The sequence below is a fragment of the Kiloniella laminariae DSM 19542 genome, from assembly GCF_000374005.1.
Lineage (GTDB): Bacteria > Pseudomonadota > Alphaproteobacteria > Kiloniellales > Kiloniellaceae > Kiloniella > Kiloniella laminariae.
Window position 1 is genome coordinate 112,123 of the sequence record NZ_KB893168.1, and the last position, 24,777, is coordinate 136,899.

At 52.4% G+C, this 24,777-nt stretch carries 23 protein-coding genes; 14 read left to right on the plus strand and 9 right to left on the minus strand.

The annotated features are described in order from the left end of the window. Positions 1-18 precede the first annotated feature (18 nt). Complete coding sequence (locus B152_RS0118365) at positions 19-972, plus strand: dimethyl sulfoxide reductase anchor subunit family protein (RefSeq protein ID WP_020593907.1); 954 nt, start codon at positions 19-21, stop codon at positions 970-972. Between the two features lie 98 nt (positions 973-1,070). Here B152_RS0118365 and B152_RS0118370 read toward each other — a convergent pair whose 3' ends face one another. Next, on the minus strand, positions 1,071-2,168 hold the full coding sequence (locus tag B152_RS0118370) for a Glu/Leu/Phe/Val dehydrogenase dimerization domain-containing protein (protein ID WP_020593908.1): 1,098 nt from the start codon (positions 2,166-2,168) through the stop codon (positions 1,071-1,073). A 35-nt stretch (positions 2,169-2,203) separates the two neighbouring features. Continuing rightward, entirely contained in the window at positions 2,204-2,431 is a 228-nt protein-coding gene (locus tag B152_RS0118375) for a hypothetical protein (RefSeq protein ID WP_020593909.1), read from the minus strand. 59 nt (positions 2,432-2,490) lie between these two features. Between B152_RS0118375 and B152_RS0118380 the strand changes: the two genes are divergently transcribed. Next, positions 2,491-2,976, plus strand: coding sequence for an Lrp/AsnC family transcriptional regulator (locus B152_RS0118380; protein WP_020593910.1), 486 nt, complete (start codon positions 2,491-2,493; stop codon positions 2,974-2,976). Between the two features lie 188 nt (positions 2,977-3,164). Further along, the gene (locus B152_RS0118385; protein ID WP_020593911.1) at positions 3,165-3,749 is read left to right on the plus strand and encodes a hypothetical protein; all 585 of its coding nucleotides are present in this window, start codon (positions 3,165-3,167) and stop codon (positions 3,747-3,749) included. Positions 3,750-3,799: 50 nt separating this feature from the next. Here the strand turns inward: B152_RS0118385 and B152_RS0118390 are convergent, their stop codons facing one another. The 5 genes from B152_RS0118390 to B152_RS0118410 all read right to left on the minus strand — a co-directional run bounded on the left by B152_RS0118390 (position 3,800) and on the right by B152_RS0118410 (position 10,191). Continuing rightward, positions 3,800-5,416, minus strand: a complete 1,617-nt coding sequence (locus B152_RS0118390) for an acyl-CoA synthetase (protein WP_020593912.1) — start codon at positions 5,414-5,416, stop codon at positions 3,800-3,802. Positions 5,417-5,476: 60 nt separating this feature from the next. Beyond that, a complete protein-coding gene (mmsB, locus tag B152_RS0118395) occupies positions 5,477-6,358 on the minus strand; it encodes a 3-hydroxyisobutyrate dehydrogenase (RefSeq protein WP_020593913.1) in 882 nt (293 codons plus the stop codon). Between the two features lie 24 nt (positions 6,359-6,382). Next, positions 6,383-7,456: an enoyl-CoA hydratase/isomerase family protein gene (locus tag B152_RS0118400; RefSeq protein WP_020593914.1), complete on the minus strand. Its 1,074-nt coding sequence runs from the start codon at positions 7,454-7,456 to the stop codon at positions 6,383-6,385. After that, positions 7,453-8,613 (minus strand): isobutyryl-CoA dehydrogenase, encoded by a 1,161-nt coding sequence (locus tag B152_RS0118405; RefSeq protein WP_020593915.1) that lies wholly within the window; start codon positions 8,611-8,613, stop codon positions 7,453-7,455. The genes B152_RS0118400 and B152_RS0118405 overlap by 4 nt, the downstream gene beginning before the upstream one ends. A 78-nt stretch (positions 8,614-8,691) precedes the next feature. Further along, positions 8,692-10,191: a CoA-acylating methylmalonate-semialdehyde dehydrogenase gene (locus tag B152_RS0118410; RefSeq protein ID WP_020593916.1), complete on the minus strand. Its 1,500-nt coding sequence runs from the start codon at positions 10,189-10,191 to the stop codon at positions 8,692-8,694. Between the two features lie 239 nt (positions 10,192-10,430). Between B152_RS0118410 and B152_RS0118415 the strand changes: the two genes are divergently transcribed. After that, positions 10,431-11,336 (plus strand): LysR family transcriptional regulator, encoded by a 906-nt coding sequence (locus B152_RS0118415; protein ID WP_020593917.1) that lies wholly within the window; start codon positions 10,431-10,433, stop codon positions 11,334-11,336. A gap of 86 nt (positions 11,337-11,422) precedes the next feature. Here B152_RS0118415 and B152_RS0118420 read toward each other — a convergent pair whose 3' ends face one another. Then, positions 11,423-13,651, minus strand: coding sequence for an esterase-like activity of phytase family protein (locus B152_RS0118420; RefSeq protein WP_020593918.1), 2,229 nt, complete (start codon positions 13,649-13,651; stop codon positions 11,423-11,425). A gap of 209 nt (positions 13,652-13,860) precedes the next feature. Here B152_RS0118420 and B152_RS0118425 point away from each other — a divergent pair, with 209 nt between their 5' ends. Continuing rightward, the gene (locus B152_RS0118425; RefSeq protein WP_020593919.1) at positions 13,861-14,241 is read left to right on the plus strand and encodes a VOC family protein; all 381 of its coding nucleotides are present in this window, start codon (positions 13,861-13,863) and stop codon (positions 14,239-14,241) included. Between the two features lie 33 nt (positions 14,242-14,274). Here the strand turns inward: B152_RS0118425 and B152_RS25585 are convergent, their stop codons facing one another. Further along, on the minus strand, positions 14,275-14,916 hold the full coding sequence (locus tag B152_RS25585; RefSeq protein WP_020593920.1) for a helix-turn-helix domain-containing protein: 642 nt from the start codon (positions 14,914-14,916) through the stop codon (positions 14,275-14,277). A 209-nt stretch (positions 14,917-15,125) separates the two neighbouring features. Here B152_RS25585 and B152_RS0118435 point away from each other — a divergent pair, with 209 nt between their 5' ends. From B152_RS0118435 to B152_RS0118475, 9 genes are all read left to right on the plus strand, one after another. Next, positions 15,126-15,521, plus strand: coding sequence for a MerR family transcriptional regulator (locus B152_RS0118435; protein ID WP_020593921.1), 396 nt, complete (start codon positions 15,126-15,128; stop codon positions 15,519-15,521). A gap of 92 nt (positions 15,522-15,613) precedes the next feature. Then, complete coding sequence (locus tag B152_RS24325) at positions 15,614-16,108, plus strand: PaaI family thioesterase (protein WP_020593922.1); 495 nt, start codon at positions 15,614-15,616, stop codon at positions 16,106-16,108. A gap of 116 nt (positions 16,109-16,224) precedes the next feature. After that, positions 16,225-17,400: an isovaleryl-CoA dehydrogenase gene (locus B152_RS0118445; protein WP_020593923.1), complete on the plus strand. Its 1,176-nt coding sequence runs from the start codon at positions 16,225-16,227 to the stop codon at positions 17,398-17,400. After that, complete coding sequence (locus B152_RS0118450; protein ID WP_020593924.1) at positions 17,400-19,007, plus strand: carboxyl transferase domain-containing protein; 1,608 nt, start codon at positions 17,400-17,402, stop codon at positions 19,005-19,007. The genes B152_RS0118445 and B152_RS0118450 overlap by 1 nt, the downstream gene beginning before the upstream one ends. 4 nt (positions 19,008-19,011) lie before the next feature. Continuing rightward, complete coding sequence (locus B152_RS0118455; RefSeq protein ID WP_020593925.1) at positions 19,012-19,797, plus strand: enoyl-CoA hydratase/isomerase family protein; 786 nt, start codon at positions 19,012-19,014, stop codon at positions 19,795-19,797. Positions 19,798-19,811: 14 nt separating this feature from the next. Continuing rightward, entirely contained in the window at positions 19,812-21,794 is a 1,983-nt protein-coding gene (locus tag B152_RS0118460; RefSeq protein ID WP_020593926.1) for an acetyl/propionyl/methylcrotonyl-CoA carboxylase subunit alpha, read from the plus strand. A 3-nt stretch (positions 21,795-21,797) separates the two neighbouring features. After that, positions 21,798-22,727 (plus strand): hydroxymethylglutaryl-CoA lyase, encoded by a 930-nt coding sequence (locus B152_RS0118465; RefSeq protein ID WP_020593927.1) that lies wholly within the window; start codon positions 21,798-21,800, stop codon positions 22,725-22,727. 32 nt (positions 22,728-22,759) lie between these two features. Then, positions 22,760-23,512 (plus strand): SDR family NAD(P)-dependent oxidoreductase, encoded by a 753-nt coding sequence (locus tag B152_RS0118470; RefSeq protein WP_020593928.1) that lies wholly within the window; start codon positions 22,760-22,762, stop codon positions 23,510-23,512. 59 nt (positions 23,513-23,571) lie between these two features. Beyond that, positions 23,572-24,756 (plus strand): acetyl-CoA C-acyltransferase, encoded by a 1,185-nt coding sequence (locus tag B152_RS0118475; RefSeq protein WP_020593929.1) that lies wholly within the window; start codon positions 23,572-23,574, stop codon positions 24,754-24,756. Positions 24,757-24,777: the final 21 nt, after the last annotated feature.

The following is a 24,777-nucleotide window of genomic DNA, read 5'->3' on the forward strand; positions in this document are numbered from 1 at the left end:
CCAAGCAAGAGGCCCTCTATGCATCCGGCTAAGTCCGTTATTCTGTTCACCACGGCTTCCGGGGCCGGATATGGCATGATCTTCCTGCTGACGTTAGGTCAGTTGCTTGGAATACTTCCATTTAACAGTACCCTGGCTTTCAGCGGCTTCGGTACAGCTTTTTTCCTGATTATCCTGGGGCTGGCTTCATCAACCTTTCATCTGGGCCGTCCGGAAAGAGCCTGGAGGGCTCTGAGCCAGTGGCGAAGTTCATGGCTGAGCCGGGAAGGAATTCTGGCCATATCCAGCTTTATTCCTGCAGGCCTTTATGCACTGCTCATTGTGGTTGGACAGGGTAGCTTTGATGGTCTGGTGATATTTTCAGGTCTGGTAAGCCTGATGCTTTGCACAGCAACCGTTTACTGCACAGCCATGATCTATGCATCCCTGAAGCCGATACCCGCCTGGTATAATCGATTGGTGCCCACAAGTTATCTGGTGCTTGCTCTCTCTTCCGGAGCCCTGCTCCTGAGCTGTATTTTGCACTTTCAGGGGCTCAGTGACCTGATCACCGATATTACCACCATCATCCTGTTGCTGGCATCTCTCGTGACCAAGTTTCTCTACTGGCAACATATCGCCGAACACAGGGGACGGTCCTCTGTCGGGACAGCCACAGGACTTGGCAAGCTGGGCAAGGTTCGCCTTCTCGAAGCCGCCCACAGTGAAGCCAACTATCTGATGAAGGAAATGGGTTTCAGGATTGCCCGAAAACACAGTCAACGTTTACGCAAGATCACTTTTATCAGTGGATTTGTTCTGCCAGTTTTTCTGATTTCTCTTGTCGGAGTTCTGGCAAGTACAACACTCGCCAATCTCGTGATGATACTGGCCATACTGATGGGAACAACAGGTATTCTCACAGAACGCTGGCTATTTTTTGCAGAGGCAAAACACACTGTAAGCCTCTATTACGGAGCAGAAAAACTTTAAAACCATACCTCCTTGATGGATATCTCCTCAAGGAAACTCCGCTGAGGCAGAAAGTTACTCTGCCTCAGCGTTTTTTTTATTACATATCCCTGATGCAATCAGGCAACGTGTTTTACTGTACGGCCTGCACCAGTGCCTTTCATCTGACGTTGCCGGGCCTGCAAGATTTTTTCCTGAGCCATACTGTCCGCGACATCACTTGTTGCACGACCTTCCCGATCAGCACGGATGAATATGTCCAGCAGGACATCGTGGATACTGGCAACTTTGGAATCAACCAGAGTACGGTCATAGCGCCCGATAATTTCTCCGGCCACATTGATGATGCCCCCAGCATTGATCACATAATCAGGAGCATAGAGGATTTTCTGCAGGCGCAAGAGATCGCCATCCGATGCTGAGGATAACTGGTTGTTCGCAGCACCAGCCACAATCCTGGCCTTGATCCGCGGGATACTTTGTTCATTCATAATAGCCCCGAGAGCACAGGGCGCGACCACATCAGCATCACAAAACAGGATTTCATCACAGGAAACAGCTGTCGCCCCGAAAGCGGATACAGCCTTTCTTGTGATGTCATCGTTAATATCGGCAACTATCAACTTTGCCCCGGCCCTGTGGAGTTCCTCGCAAAGGTGCCATCCGACATGCCCCAGCCCCTGAACGGCCACAACAAGCCCCCTGACATCTTGTTTTCCCAGACGATGCCTGACAGCAGCTCTAATCCCGTTAAAGGTTCCCCGTGCCGTAAAAGGCGACGGGTCACCACTTGCTGCCTGCCCGGAGTTCAACCCGCCAACATGATCTGTTTCCTGGGCGACAATTTCCATATCCGATACAGAGATGCCGACATCTTCGGCTGTGATGTATTTTCCAGAAAGTCCCTCGACAAAACGACCAAATGAGCGAAATAGCGCTTCTGACTTATCCTTGCCTGCATCCCCTATTATAACAGCCTTGCCGCCACCAAGTTCCAGTCCAGCCATGGCATTTTTATAGCTCATTCCCCTTGAAAGCCTCAGGGCATCCCTGAGAGCTTCCTCGTCACTGGCATAGGACCACATACGGCAACCGCCTGCTGCAGGCCCCAAAGCGGTTGAATGAACCGCGATTATTGCCTTGAGGCCGGAAATGGCATCATGGCAAAAAACAACCTGCTCGTGCCCGGCAAAAGCCTCGTGATTAAATACGCTCATCTTACTTTTCCCCGGATGACCGAAACGATCAGTCTCTATTGATTATCCGTAGAACAGGCAGACCTTGCAGGAGAAAAACAAACCAAGAGTTTTACACTTGAATCATACTGTTCAAGCTGGCTCTTCGTTGATGCCAGAAAGATATTATCATCTGGATCACTCTCTCCTGCCCTGCAGATATCTTGCAGCTGCCGCTTGTTCTGTTTGTTTACGGCTTCTTTTAATTTTGCCAAAATCTTTCTGGAATGTTCTTTCTTTTCCATTCAATTTTCCGGTATTTTAGCAATCTGGTTTCTCTAAAATTCATTATGGCGAAAAAATTATGCCGATTTCACTCGACAATACAGACAGAAAGATCCTGAAGCTGATGCAGCAGGATTCTGGCCTCAGTAATGCCGAAATTGCTGAACAGGTAGGGTTATCAACTGCACCCTGCTGGCGCCGGATCAAAAGGCTCGAAGAAAACGGCATTATCAGACAAAAGGTCGCCATTCTTGATCCAGACAGTCTGGGGCTTGAAATAGTGGTTTTTGCCACGGTCAAGGTAACTGCGCAGGCTCAGCATGGACTTGAGGATTTTGAACGCAGGGTCAGCCGCTTTGATGAAGTGACTGAATGTTATACCGTCAGCGGGGGCATGGATTACATCCTGCGCATCGTCACAATCGATATGCGCAGCTATGAGCGATTTCTGCGCGACAATCTGCTGCAAATCCCAAATATTGCTGAAGTACATTCCCGTTTTGCTGTCTCAAAGGTCAAATATACAACAGGCCTGCCTCTGGATCTGGTCAAGACAAAAGACTGATAAAGCAGGCTTGTCGGAAAAGGCTTGAAAACCAGCACCCAATCTTCTAGCTTGGCTCAGGTTTTCAGGGACGCCTACCGCCAAAAGTCGTATCACCCTGCTGAAATGTCGCACTGACGTTCACTATCACCAAAGTATTCTTCTGGATCGCATTGAGCGGGAATGATCCGGGTTAAGGAGAAAACTCTATGGTCGATATTATCAAAGATCTCAAACACAAAGCGCGTCATCTTCACCGAAATATCCTTACTTCTACGCCGCAAAGCTTGGCTTTCATCCGAAAACAACCTGGTTTAGTCAAGTTATCCAACGCTGAACTGATCGAACAGACCCTGCGGCGTCATTGCTTGTCCCAGCTAGCTATCTTTTTGGGGTTTCAGGGCTGGGCACATTTGCTCAAAGTCATGCAAGAGCCTGGTAGCCCTCCTGGTGAAAACCAGAGATCAGTAGTAGATTACGGTAAACTTCTCTATCCACCCCGCTGTGGTGTTTACACCAATATCTGGCATGTTTTCTACGGAGAGGCCCGTCAGGTCCGACAGAAAAATGCGGGATATCTCCTGCCCTACAAAACCCAGTTTCTTGTATGCGAGGCTGATTATATCCGAACGCTGGGGCTCGATCCGGAAGACCAGAACTGGAATCTGCTGGAGCGTGACTGGATCAATCCAGCAGCACACCCCGCTCGGAACCATCTGTACAAGACGTTGATCGATCATGCCTTGGCCGGACAAGGCTGGCTGTATCCCGATCAAAGGCAGAACGGTATATAATTGATGGTCAAAGTGAACGGCACTGTAACCAACAGTGCCGTTCAGTAAATTCACCCAAGCATGCGAAGTTCACGTCGGATGATTTTTCCTGTCGTGGTCATGGGTAAGGCCTCGACAAAAGCGACTTCGCGTGGATATTCATGCGCCGCAAGCTGACTTTTGACAAAGTTCTGGATTTCTTTCACCAGTTCAGGGCTTTCCTGATAACCATCGTTCAGAACAACAAAGGCCTTCACAATTTCGGTACGTTGCGGATCCGGTTTTCCAACCACGCCGGCCATACGTATCGCCGGATGACCGATCAGACAGTCTTCTATCTCACCGGGGCCTATACGATAACCGGCCGAGGTAATAACATCATCATCCCGGCCCACAAACTGTATCCATCCTTCAGCGTCAAGAATACCTCTGTCCCCTGTCAGGAGCCAGGACCCGGCAAACTTCTTCCCGGTTGCTTCCGGATTGTTCCAGTATTGCAGAAACATCACCGGATCAGGGCTTTTCACCCCGATATTGCCAAGCTCGCCAGTCGGAAGTTTCTGGCCACTGTCATCAACGATTGCCAGCTCGTGACCCGGCACTGCACGCCCCATAATTCCCGGACGGGCAGGCATAATTTTTGAACAGGACGAGACAATCATGTTGCACTCTGTTTGGCCGTAGAATTCATTGATTGTCAGACCAAAGGTCTTGCGTCCCCAATCCAGTAACTCAGTCCCCAGCGTTTCACCACCGGAAGCAATTGAGCGCATCTGAAGATTCCAGCGCTTCTCCGGATCTTTGACCGTTCGCATCATTTTCAGGGCGGTTGGTGGGATAAAAGCATTGCGAATTTTTTGCTGCTCAAGGAGTTCAAAAGCCGCTTCGGCTGTGAATTTTTCAAAACGCCGGGCCACCACCGTTACGCCGTGATGCAAGGCGGGAAGCAGAACATCCAACAAGCCACCAATCCAGGCCCAGTCCGCCGGAGTCCAGATTTTATCTCCCGGTTGAGGGAAAAAGTCATGCGACATCTCCACACCCGGTAAATGCCCAAGCAGAACCCGGTGTGCATGCAGCGCCCCTTTTGGCTGCCCTGTTGTTCCGGAAGTATAGATAATCACGGCAGGATCATCCGCTTTGGTCAGAACTGGCGTAAAGAGATCGGACTGAACAGCGATTTCCTGATGCAGATCCCTTGCGTCCTCGACAGGGCCGTCAATAGACAGAACCAGTTCCAGTTCAGGCAAACGGTCACGTATTTCTGCCAGTTTCCGCACACCATCGGTATTGGTGATAACCACCCGGGCACCCGAATTTGACAGGCGATATTCAAGCGCCTCAACACCAAAAAGCATAAAAAGCGGAATGGCTATACAGCCCATCTTATAGGCGGCAATGTGTGAAAAAGCCGTTTCAGGTGACTGTGGCAACAGGATCGCAACCCTGTCTCCCCGGACGATGCCGCTGGAATCCAATAGGTTTGCAAGACGGTTTGAGAGCTTTTTCAGGTCGCCGAAAGAATAATCAGATACTTGCCCTGCAGTATCAATAAAGCTGAGCGCAAGCCTGTCTGGCTCGCGCTCAGCCCATTTGTCACAGACATCTACACCGATGTTGTAGCTATCCGGAATTTCCCAGTGAAAAGCCTCTTTAACAGATTCATAGCTTGGCCCCTGACGTAACATTACTCTTTCCCCGCAGGATTGTTTTTTTATTCCAGGGACACTGGACGGTGACAAGCTACCCTATTTCTCGCCTTTGAGAAACTTGATAATGCCGGAAAAATCTGTCGAAGCGCCACCTTCGTTATTAAACAGCTCATACAGCTCTTCAGCATGGGCCCCCAAAGGCGTTGACACGCCACTGGATTTGGCAGCTTCCTGAGACAGTTTAAGATCTTTGAGCATCAGGGCTGCCGCAAAACCCGGCTTGTAATCATTGTTCGCCGGGCTGGTTGGCACAGGTCCCGGCACCGGACAATAGCTGTTGATTGACCAGCACTGGCCTGAAGATGTCGAAGCAACATCAAACAGCGCCTGATGGTCCAGTCCGAGCTTTTCCGCCAGATTAAAGGCTTCAGCCGAGGCTATCATGGAAATACCCAGGATCATGTTGTTGCAGATTTTGGCTGCCTGACCATTGCCATCACCGCCGCAGTGAACAATTTTACCGCCCATAACCGTGAGCAGCTCTTGAGCCTTGTCAAAAGCTTGTTTTGACCCGCCGGCCATAAAGGTCAGCGTGCCAGCTGTCGCACCTCCAACCCCGCCGGACACGGGAGCATCAAGTGACAGCATGGATGCCTGTGTTGCGGACTGGTGTGCGGCTCTGGCGCTGTCGACATCAATCGTAGAACAGTCGATAAAAAGTGTCCCGGCTTTGGCTTCCTTCAGGGCTGCACCATAAACCGCAAGCAGATGTTTGCCTGCTGGCAACATGGTGATAACAGCATCAGCAGCCTGTACAGCTTCTTCCATGGAGGAAGCAATTTCCACACCCTGACTTTTGGAATGCGCCTTGGCCTCTTCAGACAGATCAAAACCCTTGACTGTGTACTGGGCTTTAACGAGGTTCGCAGCCATCGGGCCGCCCATGTTTCCCAAGCCGATAAATGCAATTGTTTTCATATTATTATTCCTTCTCAACCTGATCTACCGGGCCAGTCTGGTACTTAAACCAAGTTCCTGGTCACCAAGACTGTCAAAACAAACATCAACCATTGCGTCCTGAACATCTTCAACCCTGGCAACAGACCATTTGGGGTCTCCGGTTTTATCGATAACCGCTGCGCGCACTCCTTCAGAAAAATCGGGAAGAGCAAACATCCGCAACGCAAGCCGGTATTCCATATCAAGAACTTCTTCTATGCCCCCAAGATTGCGAGCTTTACGGAGAGCTGCCAGTGTCGCTTTCAGGGAGTGAGGTGCCCGCCCCCGCAGGGTCTTGACCAGTTCGTCGCCCCAGTCAGTCCCAAGCTTTGCTGCTGCAGCAAGGATGTCTTCGATCCGGTCAAAGGAAAAGACATCATCAATCGCACCGCGCAAAGCAGCAAGGGGTGCCTGAGCGTTCGAACTGACAAACCCTCTGATGAGCGTATCAACATCGCTCCGGCTATCCACACCATAATCAGCAGCGACCAAGGATTCTATCAGACGAGGCAGACGATCGCTTGAAACCTCGACATCGGCCAGTCCGGCATAGATCGCATCAACAGCCCCGATCCGCTGACCGCACAACCCAAGATAACTGCCGATTTCTCCCGGCGCATTGGCAAGAAGCCAGCTCCCGCCAACATCCGGAAAAAGCCCTATGGCTGTCTCGGGCATGGCGATCATGGAGCGCTCTGTCACGATACGGTTGCTACCATGGGCAGACACGCCAACGCCGCCGCCCATAACGATACCGTCCATCACAGCAATGTATGGTTTGGGATAGTTGGCAATCAGAGCATTCAGACGATATTCATCCGCCCAGAATTTCTGTGCCAGTCCATCGTTTTCCTGCGCTGATTTATAAAGTGCCCGGATATCACCACCAGCACAAAGACCGCGTTCGCCGGCCCCATCGACAATAACGATCCGTACGGTTTCATCCGTCAGCCAGCGTTCAAGGGCATCCAGCATCCCGTGGACCATCTCGAGGGTCAGGGCATTGAGCGCTTTGGGACGGTTCAGGGTAATGCGGCCCGCCGCACCTTCCTGACGGATAATCAGCTCGTCAGTCATGCCTGTCCTCCCTTCAGCAGATCACGGGAAATGATCAGGCGCATGATCTCGTTGGTTCCTTCAAGGATCTGATGAACCCTGAGGTCACGCACAATTTTCTCAACCCCATAGTCGGCAAGATATCCATAACCACCGTGGATCTGAAGCGCTTCGTTCGCGACAGAAAATCCGGTGTCCGTGGCAAAACGTTTGGCCATGGCGCACCAGCGGGTCGCATCATGGGCCTTTGCATCAAGCTTGCAGGCCGCCTTGTACAGCAGAGTTCTGGCAGCTTCCAGTTCGGTAAGCATATCGGCCACCTTGAACTGCAGCGCCTGGAACTGGGCCAGATTTTTACCAAAGGCCTTGCGTTCGCCCATATAGGTTACCGCCTTGTCGAGCGCAGCCTGCGCTCCCCCAAGCGAACAGGCCCCGATATTAAGACGGCCGCCATCAAGCCCCATCATGGCAATCTTGAAGCCCTGCCCCTCGTCACCAATCATGTTTTCGGCCGGGATACGTACGTCTTCAAGAATAACTGTTCTGGTCGGCTGGGCTTTCCAGCCCATCTTTTTCTCGTTGGCACCAAATGATACGCCCGGTGCATCCTTTGGCACCAGAAAACAGGAAACCCCTGCAGCGCCATCGCCCCCTGTACGGGCCATCACCAGATAAAGATCAGAAGTTCCCGCCCCGGAGATAAACTGCTTTGTGCCATTGAGCACAAAATCAGTTCCGTCTTTTACGGCTTTGGTTTTAAGGGCTGCAGCATCAGACCCGGCAGATGGTTCCGTCAGACAATAACTGGCAATCAAATCCATGGACATCATGGAGGGGAGCCATTTCTGACGCTGTGCTTCGGTCCCGAAACGATCGATCATCCAGGAAGCCATGTTGTGAATGGAAATAAAGGCCGATACCGCCGGGCAACCGCTGGCCAGAGCCTCGAAAATCAAGGCAGCATCCAGCCGGCCAAGGCCAGTTCCACCAACATCATCCCTGACGTAGATCCCCCCCATACCCAGTGCGGCTGCTTCACGCATGACATCAACCGGGAAATGTTCTTTTTCATCCCATTCCAGGGCGAAGGGGGCAATTTTGTCCCGAGAGAAATCACGCGCCATCTCCTGAATGGCACGCTGGTCTTCATTGAGGTCAAATAGGTCAAACTGGCTCATCGGTTTTTTCCTGCCCGGTCGTATTTATTTTATAAACTGGAACACGGAGCGACCCGAAGATCGCCCCGCAAACCTGCATCAGTCCATCGTCGGGATGGAGAACTCGGCTCCTTCCTTGACCCCGGAAGGCCAGCGGGAAGTAACCGTTTTGGTTTTGGTGTAGAAACGGATGGCATCCGGACCATGCTGGTTCAAATCACCAAAGCCGGAGCGTTTCCAGCCTCCGAATGTGTAATAAGCCAAAGGAACAGGGATCGGTACGTTTACTCCAACCATGCCCACGTTTACCCGGGTCATGAAATCACGCGCAGTATCACCGTCACGGGTATAGATCGCTACGCCGTTCCCATATTCGTGTTCGCTTGGCAGGCGCAGAGCTTCGTCGTAGTCCTTGGCACGAACAACGGAGAGCACTGGTCCAAAGATTTCTTCCTTGTAAATGCGCATGTCCGGCGTGACGTTATCAAACAGGCAGCCGCCCATATAGAAGCCTTTTTCATACCCCTGCATGACAAAGTCGCGACCATCGACAACCAACTTGGCACCTTCTTCAATACCGATATTCACATAGCCTTTAACGCGCTCGACGGCTTCTGCCGTAACCAGCGGGCCAAAGTCGGCATCCGGATCTGTTGACAAACCGATTTTGAGGCTTTCGACACGTGGCGTAAGCTTGGCAATCAGGCGATCCGCCGTTTCTTCACCGACAGGCACAGCAACAGAGATCGCCATGCAGCGCTCCCCGGCAGAGCCATACCCTGCACCAATAAGCGCATCAGCAACTTGATCCATGTCAGCATCCGGCATGATGATCATGTGGTTCTTCGCCCCGCCAAAACACTGCGCACGTTTGCCGTTCGCGGTTGCACGGGTGTAGACGTATTCAGCAATCGGGGTCGAGCCGACAAAACCGACAGCCCGGATATCCTCGTCATCAAGGATGGCATCGACTGATTCTTTGTCACCATTGACCACATTGAGAATACCAGCTGGCAATCCAGCCTCAAGCATCAGTTCCCCCAGACGCAGTGGCAAAGAAGGATCGCGTTCGGATGGCTTGAGAATAAAAGCATTGCCGCAAACAATTGCCGGAGCAAATTTCCACATCGGGATCATCGCAGGAAAGTTAAACGGCGTAATGCCAGCAACAACACCCAGCGGCTGGCGCATGGAGAACATATCAATGCCCGGTCCGGCTCCTTCGCTGAATTCGCCCTTCTGCAGATGCGGAATGCCACAGGCAAACTCTACAACTTCCAGGCCACGCTGGATATCACCTCTGGCATCCGGGATGGTCTTGCCGTGTTCACGCGACAGCATCTCGGCCAGTTCGCCATAGTTCTCTTCAATCAACTGCAGGAATTTCAGCATCACACGGGCACGCTTTTGCGGGTTGGTCGCGGCCCAGGCTGGTTGTGCCGCCTTGGCATTCTCGACAGCAGCTCGCAACTCTGCGGCTGATGCCAGCGGAACTCTTGCAGCAACTTCGCCCGTCATTGGCCAGTAGACATCACTAAAACGACCAGAAGTGCCTTTTACTTTTTTGCCACCGATAAGGTGATAGAGTTCAGCGGTCATATCCGCATCTCCTTTATACGTAAGAAGTCAGAACCAGAGCAGAGTTCCAAAACCCTGCCCTGCTATACCGACAATTGAAATCAGGTGTTCTTGCAACATTTGCTCCCCGACAGATCATATTTCGCCCGGAAGACTCGTTGTTCTGGATACATCCACAAAGAACTAAGCTCAGAGACTTGCATTGTTTTTTTCGCACAGCTATAGGTAATACCAACAAACCAGTGTGCGAAAATGCAATTATGAACCCGACCTTTGACTGGAATGATCTTCGCCCTTTTCTCGCTGTTGCTAGAACGGGCAAGCTCACCATCGCCGCCAAACGGCTGAAAGTGGATCACACCACTGTCAGCCGCCGGATACAGGCGCTTGAAAACGCCCTGAACGCCACTCTGTTTGAACGTGGCCCGCAAGGTTATGCCCTGACGGAAATCGGTCAACGTCTTCTCGGCGCAGCTGAATCCATGGAAACCGTTGCCATGGGCGTTCAGAACGAATTGGCCGGAGCTGACCTTACCTTGACCGGAGCCGTAAGGATTGGTGCGCCAGACGGTTTTGGCAGCTACTTCCTGGCCCCAAGAATTTGTGATCTTTGCCGGGCCCATCCGGGTCTGGAAATTGATCTGGTCGCCATGCCCCGCATGTTCAGCCTTTCAAAACGCGAAGCAGACATTGCCATTGGCCTGAGCCGTCCGACTGAAGGACGTTTGCGCTCTCGAAAACTGACGGATTACCGCCTCGGGCTTTACGCTTCACCAGAATACCTCAAACGACGCGGCCCCATCACCAGCAAAGACCAGCTCCAGAGCCACAGGCTGGTTGGCTATATCGAAGATCTGATTTTTTCACCCGAACTGGATTATGTGCCGCAGGTCGGCAAGGAGCTGCGGCCCCAGTTGCGCAGCACCAATCTGATCGCCCAGATGCATGCCACCGCAACGGGTGCAGGGATCTGTATCCTGCCGTGTTTTATGGCCGATAATCACGAAAACCTGGTGCCGATCCTCCGGGAAGAGGTCAAGATCATGCGCACCTTCTGGCTGATCTATCACGCAGACTTGCAGGGCTTTGCCCGTATCCGCGCAACTGTCGATTTTATCGTGGAAAAAGTCACTGCCGCACGTAAAGTCTTTATGCCTGAATCCTAAAAACAGAAAACCCCAGTCATCAGACCGGGGTTTTCTGCCATAGCACTTCTAATAACATTCAGTTTAAACAGATACGTATAAGACGATCACTTCTGAGCCAAAACCTTATCAAGCGGGCCGAGATTCATGAAGAGCGTTTCTCCATTTGAATCATCCACACCGTCATTGTCTGTAACTGCATAAACAGTTCCATCAGCCGCAACAGTCAGGCCTTCGAGCTTGTCAGGTGTCCAGCCGTTCGCCCCCTTAAGATCAACAAGTAAATCCCGGATCAATTTTTTTTCCAGAACCGGGACTTCTTTTGTGCCAACAGGTACCGGCGCTGTATGGCGAACAGAGACACGATAAAGGCGTTTGATTGTGGCGTCTTCACCTCCTTTGTTGTCCCGTTCAACGATAGCAAGTTCGCCATTGCCAAGACTTGTGATCTCGCTCAGACCAACCCAACCACCCGCAGGACTTTCTGGTTTGTCCAGGCGATAAGACAGAACGCCCCAGATTTCTCTCTTGATGTCATAAGTCAGGATTTTACTGTAACCCTTTGGATCATCTTTCCATTCCCTTTGAATGGCAATGTAAAGTTGATCACCATCAAGTGCTACCCCTTCAAGCCCGTGTTTGAGCATCTGGGCTTCTACAGCAGTTGGCAAAGCAATCTCCTTTACCACTTGCCCCGTTGGCAGGACATGTAGCAACAAGCTTTTACGTTTTTCCGGCTTTGCTTCTGATACAACCCAGAATGATCCATCCGGTGCTGCAGCAATGCCTTCAAGATCAAGATTTTCCATTGGCTTACCGTCTTTGATCAAACGGCGAGCTGCAACAATACGGGCCGGGCTGGCAGAAACATCAAGAGTATAGATATCAGCAGTGGAATAGAAGCTGTCGTTTACTGCGTAAAGAATGCTCGGGTCCGTTGGATTGGCTGTCAGTCCCGATAGTGCACCCCAGCCAATCGGCTTTCCATTTGCCCCCTCGACAGAAACAATCTGCGGCACAGCAGCCCCCTTTTGTCCCTGTTTGTAAATTGTCAGGGTTGATCTGTAACCGACTTCAGCACTGTCTTTCTCATTAGCGATCACCAGCAGGCCTCGCGCAGGAATAGCAACAATGCCTTCCGGCCCAACGCCGCCACTTGGTAAACCCTGTACAAGATCCAGTCGATTGTTGGGTTTGCCAGAAGTCTCAACATCCTGGAACACACCAATCAGGTTTGCCCGCTCCAGACCGACAAAGATCAGACGGTCCTTACCAAAGGTACCAACTGTTACCCCCTCTGGTTCAGTTCCTTTTTTATGGGATCTTTTCTCGGGGTAGTGCCCCATGGAAACGGCGAGCTCTTCTGTCAGGGATCCGCTATCATAAAGCACATCACCTGCGGTTGAGAACACGGTAAACCCACGTGATCCCCCTTCGTAATCTCCCTCGTTGGCGGTAACGAAACGGGTATCATCAATCCAGGAAACCGCATCCGGCTCCCGACGCAGATCCTTCAGATCATCCGTAAGGGAAATAGATTTATCCTTGGTCGCATCGACCCCGGAAACAGTTGAGGTTCCAGCAGAAAAATGGCGAATAATCTTGTTATTTTCCAGATCGACCAGAACGATATGATTGTTTTCCTGAAGTGTGACCACGGCCTGGTTCAAGCTGTTGATTGAAACAAATTCTGGCTCAGGGTCAGAAGGAGCAATTTCTGCCAATCCGGTCATATCGGTTTTGGTTACTGTTTTGCAGTTGGAGAGCTGTCCTTCACTACCCAGCACAAATGTAGCCAAGTGTCCTGCAGGTCCCTGAGGCAATTGCCCATCGTTCAGTTCTTCATCGCGCTCATTCTCAACCGCAACAGCCAGATACTTTCCATCAGGGCTCAGCGCAACGGAATCAGGTTGTCCGGCCACATCACACTTGGCAATAACCTTGTCTTTAGCGAGATCAACAACAGCGAGATATCCTGAGGGTTCCATATAGTTTTTGGAAGTATTAACCCCGACATAAGCCAGACCGCCTTTGACAGTAACCGAGGTTGGTTCACCACCAACCATCACCACGCCAGCCGCTTGGGGATTGGATGGATCGAAAATATCGACCTTGCCAATAACCTCAAGAGACGAGTCCGTGTAGACCAGCATCGTACCGTTCATTGCTGAGGTCACGATCTCTGCCCCGGTGACCGTCGCCATTTCCTTGCCCTTGGGCAGGTTTTTATAAACAGGCAGGGAAGACAGACGGCTAAAGCCCTCAACCGCCATGGCGGGTCCGGCCAAGCCCAGGGCGATAACCGCTAGGCTGGCTGATTTGGCAAGGTGTTTCATTAATAAAGCTCCGGACAATATTTCAATAATTATCCTTTTGCTATGAAGCTTCTTGGTGTCATGCGAATTTCAGTTTCATGTCATTTTTGCGAAGCTACTATTCTATTTCATCTGAAAACTATCTTTTGTCGCATATTTTCAATACAGATCGCCATCGCCCGGGCAGAGTCAATTCCATCACAAAAACACACCTATTCCAGAGGCCATCAATGCAGTTAAAATATACCATTCTCTATGTCGACAATGTTTCTGAAACTCTCGATTTTTACGCAAGGGCTTTTGGTTTCTCCCAAAAAATGCTCCATGAAAGCGGTGATTATGGTGAATTGGATACAGGCTCGACCACTCTGTCATTTTCATCCTATGCATTAATGCAACAGCTGGGGAAATCACCGGAAAAACCCGATACCGCGCGCCCTCAATTTGAGATTGCGTTTGAAACTGATAATGTTTCCGCTGCACTAAAGGCCGCGCTTAAGGCTGGGGCAACCTTGATACAGAAGGAAGAAGAAATGCCCTGGGGTCAGACAACCGCCTATGTGGGTGATCCCAATGGTTTCCTGATCGAGATTTGCAGTCCGGTCACTTAAACAGCCCCCTGAACGGCGCCCCGACTTTTGAGCCTAGCCGAAAGCCGGAACAAGTAACTGCTCAAACTCTGCCCCGCCAAGACGCATCCTTGCGGGGCTCACCCGAAACCAACGTTGAAATTCCCTGGTCATATGCGCTTGATCCGAATAACCGGATACATCCGCTAATTCAGCAAGGGAAGGCACAAGTTGGATATTTCGGGCAGTTCTTCTTACCCGTGCCAACTGTAGCCAGAAAGAAGGAGGTTTCCCCGTTTGTTCGCGTAATAACCTTTGCAGGCTTCGCTGGCTCATTCCCAAGCGTCTCGAAGCCTGCTCTACTGTATCAATATCGGAAGACAGACAGATAAGGGCTTCTTCAGTTGCCCTCTCCAGAACAGAGAAATCATTCAACAAACAACGGATATCACCCTCTTCAAGATGTTTTCCGTCGATATTTGCCAGTATCTCACTTTCCTGAATTTTCACAGCAGGATGAAGCCGATACCCCTTCATGAGAACACCGGAGGTCACAGCCACTTCTCGCGTGTGATCTTGAAGAGGAGAAAAAAACCACTCCGGTTTTTCATTTACAGAGTATTTAAGAACCAGATCCCGGCAACCATCCGGGATAATTGGTATGATCCCATCGCTCTCTGCACAGGATTGCCAGCAATCAAGAATGATATCAGTCAAAACGGGGTCCTTCCTTGATCGGCTAGATACTATCAGCGCAAGCTCACCATTCCAAGCACACACTTGAGGAGATCGATTAAGATCGATTCCTTGTAAAAAACTGTCACAAAACAAAGAAACACATTCATTAAATGCGACATATAATATTGATATTATTAGTATTATAAAATATTCTTGACCTTTACGTAAGATGCGTAAAAACTTTAAATATGACAGACAGGCGCTATTTCACCATTACGGAACTGACAGCCGAATTCGGGATCACAACCCGGACCTTGCGGTTCTATGAAGATGAGAAACTGATCAATCCCCGGCGGCACGGACGCAAGCGGCTTTATACCCCGCGCGACCGGACCCGGGTAAAGCTGATCCTGCGCGGCAAACGTCTGGGCTTTTCTCTGGCAGAAATCAGAGAAATCATCGAGATGTATGACCATGCACCGGGAGAAAACCGCCAGTTGCAGATCCTGATGCAACGCATCAATGAACGCAAAGCTGAACTTGAGCAAAAACGCCGGGATATTGAGGAAACGCTGAAAGAGTTAGCTGAAGTCGAAAGTCTGGCGCTGCTCCGCATAAATGAACTTGAAAAGCTGCAAAAATGAAACTGGTTCCTGATCACGGGAAACAAATTTAACCAATAGAAACGCGGAAAATCGCAACAAAAAACACATAGACTGACAGCACGGAGGGGAAAATGACAAACAGGTTCGTACCACCAAATCCCGATTACAAGCAGCTGGTTATGGACAGCTATCATTACTCTGGTTTTGGGAAAACTCTCGGGGCTGAATTTACGGTTATTGAACCCGGTCATGTCGAAATGATCCTCCCCTTTCGGCAAGAGCTGGCCCAGCATCACGGTTTTTTTCAAGGGGGTGTGATCGGAGCCATGGCTGACTATGCCGGTGGTTTTGCCAGTTATACCCTGATCAATGCCGACGATTCCATGCTGACCGTTGAATATAAGATCAACATGATGGCCCCTGGCGCTGGCGTCAAACTGCGCGCAACAGGCACAGTACTACGTCCAGGTCGTCGTGTGACCATTGCCCGTATGGATGTTTTCGCCCAACAGAGCGACGGCAGCGAAGTTCACATTGCCGCTGGTCAGGGAACATTTATGCGCATGGAAAACACCCCCGATGTCGCCGCGACAATCGGGCGATTGCAGAAGAACAAGCCCGGCTAAGCCTCTCGCCCCAAAAGCGATACAACCATAAAGAAATAACAGAGCCCGAATTTCCATACATTTTCCTTCAAGCTCTGTCACAATTGACAAAACGTCCGTAAGCGGAGAAGCAGAACATGAGCACCGGTCATAATTTTCCCAGCCTGAACTTTCACCTTGGTGAAGAAATCGATATGTTGCGCGACAGCGTCAAGGCCTTTGCCGAAGCCGAGATTGCCCCCCGTGCCGCTGAAATTGACAGCAGCAACGAATTCCCCATGGATCTCTGGCGCAAGATGGGCGATATGGGCCTTCTTGGCATTACTGCTGCAGAAGAATTTGGCGGCAGTGGTATGGGATATCTGGCCCACATCGTCACCATGGAAGAACTCAGCCGGGCCTCAGCCTCTGTTGGTCTTTCCTACGGCGCACATTCCAACCTTTGCGTCAATCAGATCAAACGCAACGGGACCGATGCACAAAAACAAAAATATCTGCCCAAACTAATTACCGGTGAACATGTCGGTGCCCTCGCCATGTCCGAACCCGGTGCAGGTTCTGATGTTGTCTCAATGAAACTGCGAGCTGAGAAAAAAGGTGACCGCTACGTCCTGAATGGCACCAAGATGTGGATCACCAACGGCCCCGATGCCGATACACTGGTCATCTACGCCAAAACCGATCCCGATGCAGGCGCCAAAGGCATCACAGCCTTTATCGTCGAAAAGAATTTCCCCGGTTTTTCCGTCGCCCAGAAGCTCGACAAGCTTGGCATGCGCGGCTCCAACACTGGCGAACTGGTCTTTGATAACTGCGAAGTACCGGAAGAAAACATTCTCGGCCAGCTCAATGGTGGTGTCCGCGTCCTGATGTCTGGTCTGGATTATGAACGCGCTGTACTCTCCGGCGGACCACTTGGCATCATGTCCTCTTGCCTCGATGTCATTATTCCCTATGTGCACCAGCGCAAACAGTTCGGACAGGCCATTGGTGAGTTCCAGCTGATGCAGGGTAAGCTGGCTGATATCTATGCCACCTGGAACGCGACCCGTGCTTATGTCTATGCTGTTGGTCAGTCCTGTGATCGCGGCGAGACCACGCGCAAGGATGCTGCCGGAGCAATCCTTTTCTCGGCAGAAAAAGCCACCTGGATGGCCGGGGAATCAATTCAGGTTCTCGGCGGCAACGGTTACATCAATGACTATCCGACCGGGCGTTTGTGGCGTGATGCCAAGCTTTATGAAATCGGTGCGGGTACCAGTGAAATCCGGCGTTATCTGATTGGCCGCGAACTCTTTGGGGAGACAGCCTGATGTCGGTTATCCGTTCCAAGATCTCTCCGAGATCTGAGGGTTTCAAGACCAATGCAGCCCATATGCAAGGCCTGGTCGATCAGCTGAACAGCGTTTTGGCAGAGACAGCCAAAGGTGGCCCGGATCACGCCCGGGAAAAGCACCTGGCTCGCGGCAAGATGCTCCCGAGAGAAAGGGTTGAAGCCCTGCTTGATCCAGGTTCTCCCTTTCTGGAAATCGCCCCGATTGCCGCACACGGTATGTATGATGCCAATATTGCTGCTGCAGGCGTGATCGCAGGCATTGGTCTGATTTCCGGTGTCGAGTGCATGATTCTGGCTAACGACGCCACGGTAAAGGGTGGAACCTACTATCCCCTGACCGTGAAAAAACATCTGCGGGCACAGGAGATTGCCCTGGAGAACCGTCTGCCCTGTGTTTATCTGGTGGATTCCGGTGGCGCCAACCTGCCGAACCAGGATGAGGTTTTCCCAGACCGGGACCACTTCGGCCGGATTTTTTACAATCAGGCCCAGATGTCCTCGAAAGGCATTCCCCAGATTGCTGTAGTTATGGGTTCCTGTACTGCTGGTGGTGCTTATGTTCCCGCCATGTCTGACGAAACGATTATCGTCAAGGAACAGGGCACGATCTTTCTCGGTGGACCACCATTGGTAAAAGCCGCAACGGGTGAAGTTGTCTCTGCTGAAGATCTCGGGGGCGCCGATGTCCACACCCGTCTTTCCGGTGTCGCGGATCATCTGGCAGAAAACGATGCCCATGCCCTGACCATCGCACGACATGTTGTTGCAAATCTCAATTGGCAAAAACCAAACCAGCTCAATCTGAGCAAACCCGAAGACCCGCTTTATGATCCAAAAGAAATCTATGGCGTGGTGCCAAGTGATCTGAAAACCCCCTACGACGTCCGCGAAGTCATCGCTCGTATCGTCGATGGCTCCCGCTTTGATGAATTCAAGGCCCGATACGGCACCACCATCGTCTGTGGTTTTGCCCGCATCTGGGGTTACCCTGTCGGCATTGTCGCCAACAACGGCATTCTCTTTTCCGAAAGTGCCCAGAAAGCTGCCCACTTTATCGAGCTTTGCGCTCAGCGCGGTATTCCCCTGGTGTTCTTGCAGAACATTTCCGGCTTTATGATTGGCCGCAAATACGAGTCAGGCGGCATTGCCAAGGACGGCGCCAAGATGGTGACAGCAGTGGCAACCGCGGCTGTGCCCAAATTCACCGTTCTGATTGGCGGCAGTTTTGGCGCAGGGAACTACGGCATGTGTGGCCGGGCCTATCAACCGCGTTTCCTCTGGATGTGGCCAAACTCCCGCATTTCCGTGATGGGCGGCGAACAGGCCGCTTCTGTGATGGCAACCCTGCGTCGGGACAACATCGAAGCCAAGGGGGATAGCTGGTCAGCGGATGAAGAAGCCAAATTCAAACAACCGATGCTGGACATGTTTGAAGAACAGGGCTCCCCTTACTACGCGTCTGCCCGGCTCTGGGATGACGGCGTGTTTGATCCCGCCCGGACTCGCCGGGTTCTGGCTCTGGGTCTGTCCGCTTCACTCAACGCCCCGATCAGTGACACCAAATTTGGCGTCTTCAGGATGTAATGACATGAGCTATCAAACTCTCGAGATTGAAAAAAAACATGGCGCTGCCTGGGTCTGGATGAACCGTCCGGAAATCCACAATGCGCTTGACGAAGTGATGATCGCCGAACTGACTGACGCCTTTACCACTCTCGGCAAAGACCTCTCGGTTCGGGCCATCGTCCTCGCCGGGCGCGGCAAAAGCTTCTCCGCCGGGGCCGATCTGGGCTGGATGAAACGCGCCGCAGGTTTTAGCGAAGAAGAGAACCGTCAGGACGCCTTGAAACTGGCAAAGATGCTTCAGGCCATTGCCCATTGCACAAAGCCTGTGATCGCCCGGGTACAGGGCGCGGCTTTTGGTGGTGGTGTTGGATTGACGGCAGCAGCTGATATCGCCATTGCCGGAGAACATGCCAAGTTCTGTCTTTCCGAAGTCAAACTCGGTCTGGTCCCTGCGACCATCGCACCCTATGTGGTCGCGGCAATGGGGGAACGGCAGGCACGGCGTTATTTCCTTACAGCCGAGATCATCCGTGCTGAGCGGGCACGGGAAATCGGCTTTGTTCACGAAAGCTGCGCTGATGACCAGCTTGATTCAGTAATAGGCGACCTGATCTCCGCGCTTGGTCTGGCGGCACCAGATGCTGTTGACGTTGCCAAAGACCTGATCCGCTCTGTTTCAAATCGTCAGCTAGATGCTGCCTTGATGGACGAGACCGCTGAACTGATCGCCCGTCAGCGCCTCAAGCCTGAAGCACGCGAAGGACTAACCGCCTTTTTTGAAAAACGCAAAGCCTCCTGGGTTGCCTGAGATAGGATAAACAGATGTTTAAAAAAATCCTGATTGCCAATCGCGGGGAGATTGCCCGGCGGATTATTCGAACGGCCCGCCTGATGGGGGTCAAAACTGTTGCTGTCTATTCCGATGCGGACAGGGACGCGCCCTTCGCCAAAGAAGCTGACGAGGCAATACATATCGGCCCGCCTGCCCCGGCTGAAAGTTACCTGCTTGCAGAGCGTATTCTTGAGGCCGCAAAACTGACGGGCGCAGAAGCTGTTCACCCGGGTTATGGCTTCCTTTCAGAGAATGCAGCTTTTGCCGAAAACTGTGCCAAATCAGGGGTGGTTTTTATTGGCCCGCCAGCCAGTTCAATCATTGCGATGGGCGACAAGTCTGCTTCAAAACGCCTGATGCGCGACGCCGCCGTTCCGCTTTCTCCTGGCTATGAAGGCGAGGATCAAACGCCTGAACTCCTCACAAAACAGGCGAAAACAATCGGCTACCCTGTTATGATCAAAGCATCTTCTGGTGGTGGCGGAAAAGGCATGCGCATTGTCCACAGTGAAAAGGATTTCGCTGCGGCTCTCGCCTCCTGTCAACGCGAAGCCAAAGCTGCCTTTGGCGATGAACGGGTCCTGATCGAGAAATTCATCGTCAATCCACGCCATGTGGAAATTCAGGTCTTTGCTGATAATCACGGCAATACCGTGCATCTATTTGAACGTGATTGTTCAGCCCAAAGACGCCACCAGAAAGTGATCGAGGAAGCTCCTGCTCCCGGGCTGAGTGACCAGACCCGCGATGCCATGCACAAAGCAGCAATCGCTGCCGCCGAAGCTGTGGGATATCGCGGCGCAGGGACGGTTGAATTCCTGCTTGATCCCAGCGGTGATTTTTATTTCATGGAAATGAATACCCGGCTTCAGGTCGAACATCCAGTCACCGAGATGATCACCGGACTTGATCTGGTGGAATGGCAGCTGCGTGTTGCCGCTGGTGAACCCCTGCCTGCCAGACAGGATGAAATCAGCCTGACGGGTCATGCCTTTGAAGCCCGCATCTATGCCGAAGACCCAGACAACGACTTCCTCCCGGCAACAGGTCACCTCACCCGGCTTTCCTTTCCTGAACCTTCGGAAAACATCCGGATCGATGCAGGGGTCGAGGAAAAAGGGACCGTTTCCCCACACTATGATCCGATGATCGCCAAGCTGATCAGCTGGGACGAAACCCGGGAGCGTGCCCTGGATCGTCTGATCGGCGCTTTGGGAGAAACCCGTATTGTTGGCCTGACCACCAACGTCACTTTCCTCTCGCGGTTGGCATCGCTCGAGCCTTTTAAAAATGCAAAGCTGGATACCGGATTGATTGAACGGGAGAAAGCAGTGCTCTTTCCCGCGCCAGAAGCGCTTCCCGATACCGTGTTGGTGCTGGCGGCCCTTACCGAGTTACTCGGTCATCAACCGCAGGGACCCGCGACAGACCCCTTTTCCCCCTGGATTGCCCAGGATGGCTGGCGTCTGGGCGGTCGGGCCACCCGTCTACTGCGTTTTATGACCGGTGAAAAAGAACACCTTGTTACCGCAATCTATCACGCTGAAGGTTATGCCCTGCAGATCGGTGCAGCCGGGTATGAAGTCACCGGCAGCGTCAAGGGGGATATCGTCACGGCCAACATCGATGGGCATCGTATTGTCGCAGCAGTTGTCAGTAATGCGCTGGAACGCCATATCTTCCTTGAGGGTGCCCATTATCAGCTCGATCTTTTTGATCCGCTGGTCGCGGCAGAAAATATCGATGATGACACTGGCGGTTTGCGCGCCCCCATGCCCGGCAAGATCGTCAAACTCTTTGCATCTGCTGGTGATATCGTTGAACGCGGCGCCCCGTTGCTGGTGCTTGAAGCCATGAAGATGGAACACACCATTCTCGCACCGGCAAAAGGCAAAATCACCGCCTTCCTCGCCCAGGAAGGCGATCAGGTTGATGATGGCGACAGTCTGGTGGAATTTGAGGCCGAGGAATAACCGATGACGGTAACAAACCAGATAAACCCGGAGCGGGTAAAAATCGTCGAGGTTGGCCCCAGAGACGGCTTGCAAAACGAGCCTTATCTGGTACCGACAGACGCAAAGATCGCGTTGATCGAACGCCTTTCCGATACCGGTCTTTCTGCTGTCGAAGCCAGTGCCTTTGTCTCGCCCAAATGGGTGCCGCAGATGGCAGACGCCACCGAGGTCATAACCGGCATCAAAAAGCGTCCGGGTGTGCGCTATCCTGTGCTGACCCCGAACCTGAAAGGTCTGGAGCGAGCGATTGCGGCAGGCGTTGACGAAATAGCCGTCTTTGGCGCGGCCTCTGAAAGTTTTTCCCAGAAAAACATCAACTGCTCTATCAAGGAAAGCCTGGAGCGCTTCGCCCCGGTCGTTTCCACCGCCCTGAAAGAAAACATTCGGGTCCGCGGCTATGTTTCCTGTGTTCTCGGTTGCCCTTATGAAGGCGAGATTGCCGCCGAAAAGGTTGCCGAGGTTTCCCGGGAACTGCATGCCATGGGCTGTAGCGAAATCAGCCTGGGTGATACCATCGGGGTCGGCACCCCGCTTGCGACCAAACGCATGGTCGAGACCGTGGCCAGATCAGTACCAATTGAACAACTGGCGGGCCATTATCACGATACCTATGGTCAGGCTCTGGCCAATATCTTTGCCTCCTGGGAACTTGGGGTCCGGGTCTTTGATACCTCGGTATCCGGTCTGGGCGGTTGCCCCTATGCCAAAGGCGCTTCTGGAAACGTCGCTACCGAAGATGTGATCTACATGTTCAACGGCATGGGCATCGAAACGGGTGTTGATCTGACCAAACTGGTTGAAACCGCCTGGTACATCTCGGGTGTTCTCGGGAAAGCGCCGGGGTCAAAACTGGCCCGTGTCATGGAAGAACAGATTAAAAAATCAGCCTGAAAAGCTTGCAGTAATATAAAGGAATCAAAGTCATGAAACTATCTGGACTTACCGCATTGGTCACTGGTGGCGGTTCTGGATTGGGAGAGGCCGTTGCCCGGCATCTCGCAGACAAAGGGGTAAAATGTGGCCTGATCGACCTGAATGATGAAGGTGTCAACCGCGTTGCCACGGATATCGATGGACTGGCGGTTACGGCTGATGTCACAGATCCGGATGCGATCCGTTCTGCCGTGTCCATGATTGAAAAGATGCTGGGCCCTATCCGCATTGTCGTGAACTGCGCTGGCATTGCCCCCGGTGCGAAGCTGGTTGGCCGCGAGGGCGCCCACGACCTTGACCTGTTCCGCAAGACCATTGAAATCAACCTGATCGGCGCCTTTAACGTTATGCGTCTGGCGGCGGAACGCATGGTCACCTATGAGGAGATTGACGGCGAACGCGGTGTGATCATCAACACGGCCTCAATCGCCGCCTGGGAAGGCCAGATCGGTCAGGCAGCCTATGCAGCCTCCAAAGGTGGCGTGGCCTCCCTCACCCTGCCACTCTCTCGTGAGCTGGCCCGAAGCGCCATCCGCGTTGTCGCGATTGCCCCCGGCGTGATGGAAACGCCAATGGTTGCCGGGATGTCCGACAAGGTCAAAGAAACCCTGATTGAAAAGAGCCTGTTCCCGAAACGTCTGGGACGGCCTGAAGAGTTCGCAGCGCTTGCCGCACATATCTGTGAAAATGCCTTCCTCAATGGCACAACCATTCGTCTGGACGGCTCGGTAAGGCTTGCCTGACCTGCTGCCTGTCCTGAAAGAACTTGTCCAAAACGACTAGAAACAAAGTGGAACACATCATGTCTGATCCCGTTGTCATCGTCTCTGCTGCCCGTACCCCTATGGGCTCTTTTCAGGGGGCGCTTTCTCCTCTCTCAACCACTGATCTTGGTGCTGTCGCAATCAAAGCTGCTGTGACCCGCTCAGGCCTTGCCGCCGACGATATTCAGGAAGTAATGATGGGCTGTGTCTTGCCCGCTGGTCTTGGTCAGGCCCCTGCCCGTCAGGCAGCCATCAAAGGCGGTCTGCCCCTGTCAGCAGGCTGTACCACTGTGAACAAGGTCTGTGGCTCCGGCATGAAAACTGTAATGCTCGCCCATGATGCCCTCTTGGCTGGATCGGTTGAGATCATCGTTGCTGGTGGCATGGAAAGCATGACCAATGCCCCCTACATTCTCCCCAAAGCCAGAGGTGGAATGCGCATGGGCCACGGCACTGTCGTGGACCACATGTTCATGGACGGTCTGGAAGATGCCTATTTCGACAAGGGGGGCCTAATGGGCACCTTTGCGGAAAACACCGCAGACAAATATGCCGCCACCCGCGAAGAGCAGGATGCCTTTGCCATCGAAAGCCTGAACAGGGCCAAGAAAGCTTCCGAGGCAGGCCTGTTCAAGGATGAAATCGAACCCCTGACCGTCAAGCACCGCAAAGGCGAAGACTTTGTTGAACAGGACGAACAGCCCTATGCGGTCGATATCAGCAAGATCCCCAAACTACGCCCTGCATTCCGCCCTGATGGCACCGTTACCGCGGCTTCTTCTTCCTCGATTTCCGACGGAGCGGCAGCCGTGGTTATGATGCGCCAGTCCGAAGCAACAAAACGCGGCCTGAAACCGCTGGCGACGATCAAGGCTCATGCCACCCATTCCCAAGAGCCCTGCTGGTTCACCACGGCCCCTGTCGGTGCCATCTCCAACGCCTTGGACAAAGCAGGCTGGACAGCCGAAGAAGTTGATCTCTATGAAATCAACGAAGCCTTTGCCATTGTCACCATGGCGGCAATGAAAGAGCTCAATCTGCCCCACGAAAAGGTCAATGTCCACGGCGGCGCCTGTGCTCTCGGCCATCCAATCGGCGCGTCCGGCACCCGCCTGATCGTGACCTTGATCCACGCCCTGAAACAGACCGGCGGCACAAAAGGTATTGCCAGCCTCTGCATCGGTGGCGGCGAAGCCACAGCACTGGCCGTTGAGCTGATTTAACTAAAGAAAAGGGCTGTATCA

What these genes read in the sequence shown, in the direction of transcription:
- B152_RS0118365 (WP_020593907.1), top strand. Translation starts at nt 19, where the DNA reads ATGCATCCGGCTAAGTCCGTTATTCTGTTCACCACGGCTTCCGGGGCC.
- B152_RS0118370 (WP_020593908.1), bottom strand. Translation starts at nt 2,168, where the DNA reads ATGAGCGTATTTAATCACGAGGCTTTTGCCGGGCACGAGCAGGTTGTT.
- B152_RS0118375 (WP_020593909.1), bottom strand. Translation starts at nt 2,431, where the DNA reads ATGGAAAAGAAAGAACATTCCAGAAAGATTTTGGCAAAATTAAAAGAA.
- B152_RS0118380 (WP_020593910.1), top strand. Translation starts at nt 2,491, where the DNA reads ATGCCGATTTCACTCGACAATACAGACAGAAAGATCCTGAAGCTGATG.
- B152_RS0118385 (WP_020593911.1), top strand. Translation starts at nt 3,165, where the DNA reads ATGGTCGATATTATCAAAGATCTCAAACACAAAGCGCGTCATCTTCAC.
- B152_RS0118390 (WP_020593912.1), bottom strand. Translation starts at nt 5,416, where the DNA reads ATGTTACGTCAGGGGCCAAGCTATGAATCTGTTAAAGAGGCTTTTCAC.
- mmsB (WP_020593913.1), bottom strand. Translation starts at nt 6,358, where the DNA reads ATGAAAACAATTGCATTTATCGGCTTGGGAAACATGGGCGGCCCGATG.
- B152_RS0118400 (WP_020593914.1), bottom strand. Translation starts at nt 7,456, where the DNA reads ATGACTGACGAGCTGATTATCCGTCAGGAAGGTGCGGCGGGCCGCATT.
- B152_RS0118405 (WP_020593915.1), bottom strand. Translation starts at nt 8,613, where the DNA reads ATGAGCCAGTTTGACCTATTTGACCTCAATGAAGACCAGCGTGCCATT.
- B152_RS0118410 (WP_020593916.1), bottom strand. Translation starts at nt 10,191, where the DNA reads ATGACCGCTGAACTCTATCACCTTATCGGTGGCAAAAAAGTAAAAGGC.
- B152_RS0118415 (WP_020593917.1), top strand. Translation starts at nt 10,431, where the DNA reads ATGAACCCGACCTTTGACTGGAATGATCTTCGCCCTTTTCTCGCTGTT.
- B152_RS0118420 (WP_020593918.1), bottom strand. Translation starts at nt 13,651, where the DNA reads ATGAAACACCTTGCCAAATCAGCCAGCCTAGCGGTTATCGCCCTGGGC.
- B152_RS0118425 (WP_020593919.1), top strand. Translation starts at nt 13,861, where the DNA reads ATGCAGTTAAAATATACCATTCTCTATGTCGACAATGTTTCTGAAACT.
- B152_RS0118435 (WP_020593921.1), top strand. Translation starts at nt 15,126, where the DNA reads ATGACAGACAGGCGCTATTTCACCATTACGGAACTGACAGCCGAATTC.
- B152_RS24325 (WP_020593922.1), top strand. Translation starts at nt 15,614, where the DNA reads ATGACAAACAGGTTCGTACCACCAAATCCCGATTACAAGCAGCTGGTT.
- B152_RS0118445 (WP_020593923.1), top strand. Translation starts at nt 16,225, where the DNA reads ATGAGCACCGGTCATAATTTTCCCAGCCTGAACTTTCACCTTGGTGAA.
- B152_RS0118450 (WP_020593924.1), top strand. Translation starts at nt 17,400, where the DNA reads ATGTCGGTTATCCGTTCCAAGATCTCTCCGAGATCTGAGGGTTTCAAG.
- B152_RS0118455 (WP_020593925.1), top strand. Translation starts at nt 19,012, where the DNA reads ATGAGCTATCAAACTCTCGAGATTGAAAAAAAACATGGCGCTGCCTGG.
- B152_RS0118460 (WP_020593926.1), top strand. Translation starts at nt 19,812, where the DNA reads ATGTTTAAAAAAATCCTGATTGCCAATCGCGGGGAGATTGCCCGGCGG.
- B152_RS0118465 (WP_020593927.1), top strand. Translation starts at nt 21,798, where the DNA reads ATGACGGTAACAAACCAGATAAACCCGGAGCGGGTAAAAATCGTCGAG.
- B152_RS0118470 (WP_020593928.1), top strand. Translation starts at nt 22,760, where the DNA reads ATGAAACTATCTGGACTTACCGCATTGGTCACTGGTGGCGGTTCTGGA.
- B152_RS0118475 (WP_020593929.1), top strand. Translation starts at nt 23,572, where the DNA reads ATGTCTGATCCCGTTGTCATCGTCTCTGCTGCCCGTACCCCTATGGGC.